The sequence below is a fragment of the Psychroserpens sp. BH13MA-6 genome (assembly GCF_052983595.1).
The window spans coordinates 23,643-34,270 of record NZ_JBRJGE010000010.1 but is presented as its reverse complement, the minus strand read 5'-3'; the positions used below and the strand labels follow the sequence as shown (position 1 = coordinate 34,270).

Below are 10,628 nucleotides of genomic sequence, written 5' to 3'. Positions count from 1 at the left end.
ATGATAACTCACTGAATAGTTCGGGTTATTTCCCGTAACCTCTACATTCTTTAAACTTAAATCAATACTCGTAACCCCATCTGGAGTCCCATCGTCACAAACCTCTAATGCCGTTGGAGGAACTAGAATAGGCTGAGAGAACACGGTGACTGATTGCGTAGTCGTTGTAGGACAAGTCCCATTGGTTGTATAATCTATTGTATAAGTTGCTTCGTATTGACCATTTGTAATAGTTCCTGTTGCGGCATTTAATAATGCACCATCTCCCGGGTTAGGATTAAATGTAAATGTCCCTCCAGGCAATCCAGTAACCGTAGCAATACCTCCATCACAGGTTGGGTTTAAAATAAAACCAGAATCATCTTGAGGAAAAACAGTCACGGTTTCTTGTGAAGTTGCTGGACAATTCCCAGCTGTTGTATATTCAACTGTGTAAGTAACTCCTGGAGATCCATTTGTTATTTCTCCAGTAGCCGAATCAATTAAAGAACCGTCATTAAGATCTGGAGCAAAGGCAAAAATACCACCAGTATCACCAGTAATTGTTGCTATGGCACCTGTACAGCTAGGTGTCAACGAAAAAGTAGGATCTTCCGCAGGGTAAACAGTAACCGACTCACTCGTTGTTTCAGGACAAGGTCCAGCCGTAGTATACTCAACTGTATATGTCGTACCAGAAATTCCGTCAGTTATTAAACCTGTAGTTGCGTCAATTTCAGAACCATCATTCAAATCTGGTGCAAAAGCAAACGTTCCTCCTGAATTTCCAATAATCGTAGCCGTACCTCCATCACACGTTGGTGTTAACGTAAAACTTGCATCTTCGAAAGGCAACACTGTAACACTTTGAGTTGTTGACGCCGGACACGCACCACCTAATGTATACTCAACAGTATACGTTACACCTTGCAGTGCATTCGTTATTGTTCCAGTTGTGGGATTTAAAGTTGCTGGATCTGCTGGTACAGGATTAAAGGTAAAAACCCCTCCTGTATCACCAGTTATCGTAGCAGTTGCTCCATCACAGGTTGGTGTCAATACAATACTTGCATCCTGAGATGGTAAAACTGTAACCGTTTGAATATCTCCAGGGCTACATGAACTCGCAAATTCATAAATAACCGTATACGTTGTTCCAGAAACACCACCTGTAATAACCCCTGTCACCGGGTTTATCACAGCACCATCAGTTGGCTGTGGGTCTTCAAACGCAAAAGTACCTCCAACATCACCTGTTATTGTAGCAAATCCACCGTCACAAGTTGGTGTCATTACAAATGTCGTATCAAACACCTGCCCAACAATTATGGTTTCTGTATCATTAATTGTAGCGGTACAGTCACCTAAAGTGATATCAATAAGATTGAATACTTGATCCACTGTTGGTCCTGTAATTGTTATAGTAGCTGTACCAGTAGCATCAAGAACTATAGATTGATTCGCGCCAGCATTTATTGTGTAATTAACCGTCCCATTGGGAGATCCAGTTATCACAAATTCAGCATCGTCCCCTTCACAAATAGGGTTAACGACGGCTGAAACATCTGCAGTTATTTCTTCTTCCATTGTAATACAAACTTCTTCCGTGTATTCACAACCAAAATCATCAACAACTCGGTAAGTATAACAGTAAACACCTGCCACTGGAGGTGCAACAGTAATGGTGCTTCCAGTAACATTAGTAATGGTTGGGTCTGTATCCCAAGATTCAGATACGATAGTTGGCGTAAATGACAATTCAGGTGGTTGAATGTTCGGATCAAAGTTTAATCCCCAAGAGAATACATACCCATTATCTATGGCTAAATTATCAACAATTTCAATACACCAATCACCATTTAAAGGACTACCAACTAAATTAGCAAAGGATTCCACAGGTAAATAAGTTCCAGGTTCCCAAGAAGCATTCGGTGGGTTACTTCCTGCTGTAATGGTGTTAGCATTTTGTAGTAAGGTTGTTCCTGACATAGAAAAACAGTAATCAGCACCAATACCAGGTGTGTTAGAACCATCGTCATTCGCTCCTCCAAAGTAAGTACCGCCTCCTGCTTGCGTGAACAAATCGGCTTCTTGGCCATTTGGAGAGATAATTTTTATATCTAAATCTCCAGAATAAGAGTGCTCCATATTCACACAAATCTCTAAGAGTTGATTTGGATCAGTCAAAGTTTGAGTTGAATCAAAGCAATCGACCGTAATACATGTTGTGTAAACCGCTCCTGAACCATCTGGCAAGAAGGTTGTTCCACTAACTGGTGGTGTACAATCATTTACAAAGGGCACTGGATTAACAACGCCATCTATAGTGGTCGTCTCGCCGAAACAAAGTGTATCATCGGCTGCTTGAGTCCCTGTAAAATCAGGCGCTGTACCGACCTGAATCACTTGATTTACTAAATTTGTATTTGGACAACCTAGAGGATCACTACTCGTATTAGCATCTCTAATATTCAAATTCACAATATAAACACCAGGCGTAGCATAAGAAAACGTTACTGATTGACCTGGCACTGGTGCACTACCATCACCTAAATCCCATTCGTACGTAGCTCCTGTTCCGTCAAACTCAAAATTTCCACTTCCATTTAAAGTTATTTCTTCATCGGGACAAACTCTAATATAACCATCTGCATTTGGCGCAGGTACTGACGAATCGACTTGAGATGTAATTGTTTGACATGGTGTAAAGCACGAAATATCTGCTGCCCATCCAGTGGTTGTTCCACCGCCATCCGACACAAACTGTATGGTTAGACAGCCTGACCCATTATCGTCTGTTGCAGAAACAAATCCTGGACTATTAGCACCATCAAACGTACCAAAAACTGGACTTGCCGTACTGTCGCCATTGTAGATGGTCATGACATCTGCATTCAGTTGCGTGTTAAATTCGGTGAAATCAAGTCTCACTAACTGCCCAGGGTTATCTGGACAAATTGTTAAAACCAAATTTTCATTACTCCCGTAAGCGCCACCAGGGCCTCCTGTATCATAAAATGTCCCTGAACATCCAGTGACAGCTCCATTTTGCATGATAACGTCTTGTGCGTAAGAACTAAATGAAAATATCGTAAATATTATGAGTAGTGCTTTTTTCATAGCGAAAAATTGAATTGGATAATTAATAATTTATTGATGTTGTGATTTGATAATAATAAAGTAATTGGTATTATCAACACGATACATATGAGATCCGTAAGCATAGAATTGAAATAAATACTTAAGCGGATTAAAGTTCTGAGGGTTAAAATTCTTATCACGCTCTAAATCACTTACATAGTAATCCATTAATGGTACTTCTGATAATAACGTGCAAGGCTTTTGATCACTTGGATTAGGGATATTTTTAACCTCTACTCTATTTCTTAGAATATTTTTGATATCCTTTAAGCGCTGAGGAACATCCAACACATTTTGTTTCGCTGTATGACCATAAACTTCGGTAATCATAGCTAACTCATTTGCTGTGAGCGGATTATTAACGTTGGCATTATAATTAACCGTTTTTTGCTTTCTTGATATCTTCGTTGTTTGCGAAAACATGGATGGCGTTGCTAATAAGGCACATAACAACATTAGAGGGAAAAATAATTTTGATTTCATGATCATCTGCTTGTTTATAAAGATGCGGAATTTAAGAAAATTTTGATTAAAAAACTGTTAAATCGGATATCATGTTCGGTGATGTCGATTATAAGCATATAACATGTTAAATTAAAAAATCCCTACCCTGCGCTCATTTTTTTTTATTGCTTATCTTTGCAGTCTCTAATTTAGAGTTTACATATTATTTTAATTAAATGCATTCCGTTACAACGGAGTATAGAGAATGAAAATAGACAAAGACTTTCAAGATATCGACGCTTTAGGTGAAAACCATATTGGCACCTCTTCAGAAACACCCCTTCGAACTGATGCTTTCGAACTGACTTCTTCTGAAAAAATTGATATTATTAAAGACGATGTGAGACATATCATGGAGACCTTAGGTCTCGATCTTACAGACGACAGCTTAAAAGGCACACCAAATCGTGTGGCAAAAATGTTTGTGAATGAAATTTTTGGTGGTTTAAATCCGACGAAGAAACCAAGTGCGTCCACATTTGAAAACAAATACAAATACGGTGAAATGTTAGTGGAGAAGAACATTACTGTTTATTCTACATGCGAACACCATTTGCTACCTATTGTAGGTAAAGCTCACGTCGCCTATATTTCAAATGGCACCGTTGTAGGCCTTTCCAAAATGAATCGCATTGTCGATTATTTCGCTAAGCGCCCACAAGTTCAAGAACGTTTAACGATTCAAATCGTCAAAGAGCTTCAAAAAGTACTTAATACGGAGGATGTTGCATGCGTCATCGATGCAAAACACTTATGTGTTAATTCAAGGGGTATCAGAGATGTAGATAGTAGTACAGTGACTTCTGAGTTTGGAGGCCAATTCAAAAATAAGGAAACCAAACGTGAATTTTTAGACTATATTAAACTAGACACGTCATTTTAAGCACAGACGGCTTTTAAAAATCACAAAAAATCTTAGATTTGAACATAGCTAATTTTAGCGAAACAAATCAACGCCAAAAAACACCAATCATCATGCATTTGTACGACGCACAAAAGATTCAGATTTACAATACGCTAAGTGGCCAAAAAGAGACCTTCAAACCGATAGAAGATGGTTATGTTGGCATGTATGTTTGTGGTCCTACGGTTTACAGCAATGTGCATCTTGGAAATGTTCGAACTTTCATGTCTTTTGATATGGTTTTCCGTTACCTAAAACATTTAGGTTACAAAGTGCGTTACGTTAGAAATATTACGGATGCTGGCCACTTAGAAAACGATGCAGATGTCGGCGAAGACAAAATCACTAAGAAAGCGCGTTTAGAACAAATTGAACCCATGGAAGTGGTACAGCGCTACACCGTTGATTTTCACAATATACTAAACACCTTCAATTTCTTACCACCAAGTATAGAACCGACGGCTACCGGACATATTATCGAGCAAATTGAATTGATCAAAATGATTATGGATAACGGCTTTGCTTATGAAGTCAATGGTTCTGTGTATTTTGATGTTCATAAATTCAATGAAACCAATGACTATGGTGTTTTAAGTAAAAGAAAACTTGAAGACCTTATCCACAATACACGGGCTTTGGATGGTCAAAGTGATAAAAAGAATCCTCAAGATTTTGCCTTATGGAAGCGTGCCGAACCACAACACATTATGCGTTGGCCTTCACCTTGGAGTGATGGGTTTCCTGGATGGCATTTGGAATGTACAGCCATGAGCACAAAGTATCTCGGTGACAATTTTGATATTCACGGAGGCGGTATGGATTTGAAATTCCCACATCATGAGTGTGAAATTGCACAAAGTGAAGCGGCTAAAGGCCAAACACCTGTCAATTATTGGATGCATGCCAATATGCTTCATCTCAACGGACAACGCATGTCTAAATCTACAGGAAACACGGTTAATCCTAGTGAATTATTGTCTGGAGATAATGCATTTTTCAGTAAAGCATACGCGCCAAGTGTGATTCGCTTTTTTAACGCACAATCCTCATACAGGAGTGTTCTAGACCTTACAGATGATGGCTTATTAGCTAGTGAAAAAGGTTTTTTCAGACTTATGGATGCTATCAATCTTTTAGAGGACTTAAAACCATCTTCAGAATCTTCGTTTCAGGTGGCAGAATGGCGACAGAAATGTTATGATGCGATGAATGATGATTTTAATTCTCCGATTTTAATTGCGCATCTTTTTGAGGCAGCCAAACACATCAATCAAGTAAAGGATGGCAATGCTTCTTTAACTTCCGAAGATTTAGAACTCCTTAAAAAAACTATGAATGCCTTTACATTTGATGTTTTAGGATTGGTGAATATCTCTAAGGCTGAAACAGGAACAGACAAACTCAGTGGTGCTGTAGAACTTCTTATTCAATTACGTCAAGATGCACGTGCCAATAAAGATTTTGCACTTTCTGATAAAATTAGAGATGAATTAGCAGCGAAAGGTATTCAGCTTAACGATGGCAAGGATGGCACTACTTTTACGACCAATTAGTCATGAAACGATTATTGGTTGCACCTTTGCTTTTTCTAATTAAAATTTATCAGACGTTCATTTCGCCAATAACACCTGCCACTTGCAGATACCAACCGACCTGTTCACATTATACAAAAGAAGCGCTAGAAGTTCATGGGTTTTGGAAAGGTGGCAAACTAGCGTTAAAACGGATTTTTAGCTGTCATCCTTGGGGAGGTTCTGGCTATGATCCTGTTCCAGAAAAAGAAGATTAAAACTATCTTAACACCAATGATAGTTTACTCATAAATACTATCTTTATCCCATAAAATATTTTATATGATTGCTCTTAACACTGTATGGAACCCAGCCAAAGGCATAGACCTTGGTTTCTTTACGCTTCACTTTTATAGTTTAATGTGGATTATCGCTTTCATCTTAGGCCTCGTTATTATGAAGCGTATCTATAAAAATGAAAAGCAATCGAATGAATCCTTAGATTCATTATTTATTTATTCTGTGATAGGTATCATGCTAGGTGCGAGATTAGGTCATGTCATTTTCTATCAGTCTGAGCTTATTTCTGAAGATTTCTTCAGTATTTTCTTGCCTTTCAGTTTCAAAGATGGCATTGAGTTTACAGGGTTTCAAGGATTGGCAAGTCATGGTGCAGCCATCGGGATGATTATTGCGATGTATTTGTACAATAAAAAAGTTTTAAAGAAAACGGTACTTTGGATTTTAGACCGTGTTGTGATTCCTGTAGCTTCTGGAGCTATCTTCGTGCGATTGGGTAATTTTATTAATTCTGAAATTATAGGTAAAGAAACAGATGCCTCTGTTGGTGTGCAATTTGTTCAGGACCATTATAACAAATACGAAATTGTACAACTCACTGGCATTAAGAATGCCAAAGACGCTTACAAAGCGGTAGGAAGTGATCCGCAATATGCACAGTTATTAGAAGCTGTACCTTCTAGACATCCGGCTCAATTGTATGAGGCAGGCAGTTACATTTTTGTGTTCCTTATCTTGATGTACTTCTATTGGAAGACGAATAAAAGCGAACAACAAGGGTTTCTATTCGGTCTATTCCTATTACTATTGTGGAGTGTGCGATTTTTTGTGGAATTCGTAAAAGAACCTCAAAATATAGAGCGTGCCGACTGGATATTGAACACCGGACAATTATTGAGTATTCCTTTTATTCTTATAGGTCTATATTTTATGTTTATCTATAAACCTAAAACCAAGCTAAGTTAACATGTGCTTTGTGTCGTCTCGTAAGTTAGCGATCCTATTCCTCGGATGGATTTCATTGACCTTGTCGTATTCATGTCAAGACACACGAAAATCGTCTGAAGTAAAAGAAGTGACGATTGCATTCGAAAAAGAAGGCGAATTACAATTAAAAACGAAAGACACAGACTCTTTAATTGCGAACTTGGCTATTGAAATTGCTGATAATGCATACGAAACACAAACGGGTTTGATGTATCGAAAGCATATGGCGAATAACCATGGCATGCTTTTTATCTTTCCCGATTCAGATAACCGATCCTTTTATATGAAAAACACTGAAATCCCTTTGGATATCATTTACATCTCAGAAAAAAAGACAATTGTCAGCATTCAAAAAAACGCCCAACCTTTTGATGAAACGTCATTGCCATCGGAAGGTCCCGCAAAATACGTATTGGAGGTCAATGCAGGATTAAGTGACCAGTGGAAACTTACTAAGGGTGATTATATCTCGTTTACTCGAAATTAATTATTAAATACAAAATTCTTTAATCGTCGGTCAAGATTAAAACTTAAGGCAAGTCTGTGATGACTGACATTGTTCAAATCTCCTTTTTTTAGAGGTATACCATAACCGTAAGTAAGATTAGCCCATCCACCTAAACTTATTCCTAATTCTGGTAGTAGGCGAAATTCTGATTGTGAATTCTGGAAATAATTTACAGCTGATAATCGCAACACATAGACAGTTGCCGATAGCTCATAACCAATTTTGGGAGCAATAGTGTAATTATTACCACTTCGTATATTTGATTCTATTCCCAATCTAAAGCCATTGGCACCAAAAATAGGAATCTTACTATTTTTCTCAACATATACACTTCCAAGGAATAGATTGAATTCCAAAAACGTATCGTGCTGAATAATAATTCCTGGCGAAACTAACAACTCATTAAATTTCCTAGTCTTTGTGGTTTCAGTGTTATGCTGTGAAAAACAGCAACTTGTTACACAAATTAACAATATAAGAATAGGTGTTTTCATGATTTATTTATAGTTGAAGCTAAATTTAACAATAAAAAAAGCCACTTCAATTGAAGTGGCTTTTTTTAATAACTTTAAGATAGACAATAATTTTTGTCTTCGTCCGATTTTGAGATATTATATGGTTTACTAGTGAACAAACAGTTTGGTTAACAAAACTTTATAACGGACTTGCCTATAATCTTATCAATTTTTTAACTATTGATAGTTGCATATCCTTAGAAGATAGCTTCAAAAAATAGGGTGCTTTTTCCAAAGTATTAAGATGTTCAATATTAATTTCGCCATCCATTACTGAATAGGTTTTATTGAAAAACACGCGGCCATGGATATCAAAAATAGTAATGGAAATATCTTGGTTATTGAATTGCTGTGGTAAATCAATGGTAATCGTATCGTTAAATGGATTTGGATGAATTATAAGATTCTGATCTAAAAGATCATCTACACTCAACAAATCCCCATCTACGCCATCACAATTTTCGTCAATCCCATTTCCTACACTATCGGTCCCATCAGGATTAATTAGGTTATTGCTATCATCACAATCTAAATCATTGGCAACATACCCAATAGGAGGAACGTTAGAACATTCTTGAACCGAACTATCAGCATCTCCAAAACCATCACCATCTGAGTCTTCATAGTATGTTATTGGAGGCTGACTTTCTTCAGCGACTGTAATACATACTTCTTCAGTAAACTCGCAACCAAATTCATCCATTACTCTATAGGTATAACAATGAATTCCAGAGGTTGAAGGCGCTACAGTAATAGAATTTCCATTAACCTGTGTTATAGAAACATCAGTATCCCAAGATTCAGAAATAATTGCAGGCACAAACGAAAAGTCCTCCTGAGGAACGCTTTCATCAAAATTGAGCTCCCAAGAAAAAATATAACCATTATCAATCGCTAAGTTATCTATGATTTCGATACACCATTCTCCATTTAGCGGACTTCCAATCAAAGCATTAAATGATTCTACTGGCAAATAAGTTCCTGGCTCCCAAGAATTACCGGGTGGAGTAGAACCCGCAACAATAGTATTAGCATTTGCCAATAATGTAGATGCTGTCATTGAAAAACAATAATCAGCTCCAACTCCAGGCGCATTAGTATTGTCATCATTGGCTGCACCAAAATATGTTCCGCCACCAGCTTGCGTAAACAGATATGCTTCTTGACCGCTTGGTGAAATGATTTTTATATCTAAATCTCCTGAATAAGAATGTTCTATATTTAAACAGATATCAAAAATTTGAGACGCATCAGTTAGAACAGCATCTGGTTCAAAACAAGTAACATTTATACAGGTAAAATAGGCTGCTCCGTTGCCATCTGGCAAAAAAGTTTCATCACTTTCAGGAGGTGGGCAATTATACAATAATGTGTTAGGAATAGCATCACCAAGAATCACTGTAGAATCTCCAAAACACAAAGTATCATCTACAGCTTGAGTACCAGTAAAATCAGGCATCCCTGAAACTCGTATCACCTGATTAATAGCATTTGTATTTGGACAACCTCCAATATAATTGTCAGTATTTGTATCTCTTATATCTAAGTTAACAAGGTACACTCCAGGTTCATCATATGAGATATTGACCGTTTGACCATCTACTGCAGTACCATTTCCCAAATCCCAAGTATAACTTGCTCCTATTCCATCATTTTCAAAAATTCCACTCCCACTTAAAGTTATATTTTCTCCTACACAAACCTCAACAATACCTTCTTCATTTGATAATGGAAAAATCGAATCTAAAACTGCCTCAATATTTTGGCAAGGAGTTGTGCATGAAATAGAAGCTTCCCATCCTGAGTTAGTTACCGTACCATCTGAAATGAACTCAATAGTCAAACAGCCTGTAGGATTATTTAATGTAGCCGTAATATTTGGCCAATTAGAGTTTCCCGTAAAAGATCCAAACCATAAATCTGATGTACTTTGCCCATCATATATATTCATAAAGTCTCCATTAGCTTGAAGATCGAAACTTTGAAAATCCAAACTAATTCTCTCTCCTGGATTTTCAGGACAAATAGTAAAAACGAAATTTTCATTATTCGAGTAGTTCAGAAGATCACCACCAGTATCATAAAAAGTTCCTGAGCAAGAGACGATTGACCCATTTTGCATTAAATACTCTTGTGCATTAATACTAAACGCCACGACCATTGAGAGAATAAGTAATATGTGTTTCATAATATGAATATGGATGGTTTATGGTAAGATACAAAATGTTGTAAAAGGTTGCGTCAAAAATTTGATTTAAATAAAAAAAGCCACTTCAATA

Annotated in this window: 9 protein-coding genes; 5 read left to right on the top strand and 4 right to left on the bottom strand. The window is 37.3% G+C overall.

The window, feature by feature from the left end; translation table 11 throughout:
• Both ACU8DI_RS14740 and ACU8DI_RS14735 read right to left on the bottom strand, forming a co-directional pair.
• On the bottom strand, window positions 1-3,099 hold a 3,099-nt coding region (locus ACU8DI_RS14740), incomplete at its 3' end, for a PKD domain-containing protein (RefSeq protein WP_447113558.1).
• Between the two features lie 30 nt (window positions 3,100-3,129).
• On the bottom strand, window positions 3,130-3,603 hold the full coding sequence (locus tag ACU8DI_RS14735; protein WP_447113557.1) for a hypothetical protein: 474 nt from the start codon (window positions 3,601-3,603) through the stop codon (window positions 3,130-3,132).
• A gap of 226 nt (window positions 3,604-3,829) precedes the next feature.
• On the opposite strand from ACU8DI_RS14735, the gene folE reads away from it, so the two are divergent.
• The 5 genes from folE (at window position 3,830) to ACU8DI_RS14710 (ending at window position 7,813) form a co-directional block, all read left to right on the top strand.
• The gene (gene folE / locus ACU8DI_RS14730) at window positions 3,830-4,507 is read left to right on the top strand and encodes a GTP cyclohydrolase I FolE (RefSeq protein WP_447113556.1); all 678 of its coding nucleotides are present in this window, start codon (window positions 3,830-3,832) and stop codon (window positions 4,505-4,507) included.
• Between the two features lie 92 nt (window positions 4,508-4,599).
• Window positions 4,600-6,081 carry a cysteine--tRNA ligase gene (gene cysS, locus ACU8DI_RS14725; protein ID WP_447113559.1) on the top strand — a complete coding sequence of 494 codons (1,482 nt, stop codon included), beginning with the start codon at window positions 4,600-4,602 and terminating at the stop codon, window positions 6,079-6,081.
• Window positions 6,082-6,083: 2 nt separating this feature from the next.
• Entirely contained in the window at window positions 6,084-6,317 is a 234-nt protein-coding gene (gene yidD, locus ACU8DI_RS14720; RefSeq protein ID WP_447113555.1) for a membrane protein insertion efficiency factor YidD, read from the top strand.
• A gap of 64 nt (window positions 6,318-6,381) precedes the next feature.
• Complete coding sequence (lgt, locus tag ACU8DI_RS14715; protein ID WP_447113554.1) at window positions 6,382-7,305, top strand: prolipoprotein diacylglyceryl transferase; 924 nt, start codon at window positions 6,382-6,384, stop codon at window positions 7,303-7,305.
• 1 nt (window position 7,306) lies between these two features.
• Window positions 7,307-7,813, top strand: coding sequence for a DUF192 domain-containing protein (locus tag ACU8DI_RS14710; protein WP_447113553.1), 507 nt, complete (start codon window positions 7,307-7,309; stop codon window positions 7,811-7,813).
• On the opposite strand, the gene ACU8DI_RS14705 is transcribed toward ACU8DI_RS14710, so the two are convergent.
• The gene (locus tag ACU8DI_RS14705; RefSeq protein ID WP_447113552.1) at window positions 7,810-8,328 is read right to left on the bottom strand and encodes a hypothetical protein; all 519 of its coding nucleotides are present in this window, start codon (window positions 8,326-8,328) and stop codon (window positions 7,810-7,812) included. The genes ACU8DI_RS14710 and ACU8DI_RS14705 overlap by 4 nt on opposite strands.
• A gap of 175 nt (window positions 8,329-8,503) precedes the next feature.
• The gene (locus ACU8DI_RS14700) at window positions 8,504-10,537 is read right to left on the bottom strand and encodes a T9SS type A sorting domain-containing protein (protein ID WP_447113551.1); all 2,034 of its coding nucleotides are present in this window, start codon (window positions 10,535-10,537) and stop codon (window positions 8,504-8,506) included.
• Window positions 10,538-10,628: the final 91 nt, after the last annotated feature.

Excerpts from the sequence above, each read along its gene's own strand:
- ACU8DI_RS14735 (WP_447113557.1), bottom strand. The coding sequence starts at position 3,603 with ATGAAATCAAAATTATTTTTCCCTCTAATGTTGTTATGTGCCTTATTA.
- folE (WP_447113556.1), top strand. The coding sequence starts at position 3,830 with ATGAAAATAGACAAAGACTTTCAAGATATCGACGCTTTAGGTGAAAAC.
- cysS (WP_447113559.1), top strand. The coding sequence starts at position 4,600 with ATGCATTTGTACGACGCACAAAAGATTCAGATTTACAATACGCTAAGT.
- yidD (WP_447113555.1), top strand. The coding sequence starts at position 6,084 with ATGAAACGATTATTGGTTGCACCTTTGCTTTTTCTAATTAAAATTTAT.
- lgt (WP_447113554.1), top strand. The coding sequence starts at position 6,382 with ATGATTGCTCTTAACACTGTATGGAACCCAGCCAAAGGCATAGACCTT.
- ACU8DI_RS14710 (WP_447113553.1), top strand. The coding sequence starts at position 7,307 with ATGTGCTTTGTGTCGTCTCGTAAGTTAGCGATCCTATTCCTCGGATGG.
- ACU8DI_RS14705 (WP_447113552.1), bottom strand. The coding sequence starts at position 8,328 with ATGAAAACACCTATTCTTATATTGTTAATTTGTGTAACAAGTTGCTGT.
- ACU8DI_RS14700 (WP_447113551.1), bottom strand. The coding sequence starts at position 10,537 with ATGAAACACATATTACTTATTCTCTCAATGGTCGTGGCGTTTAGTATT.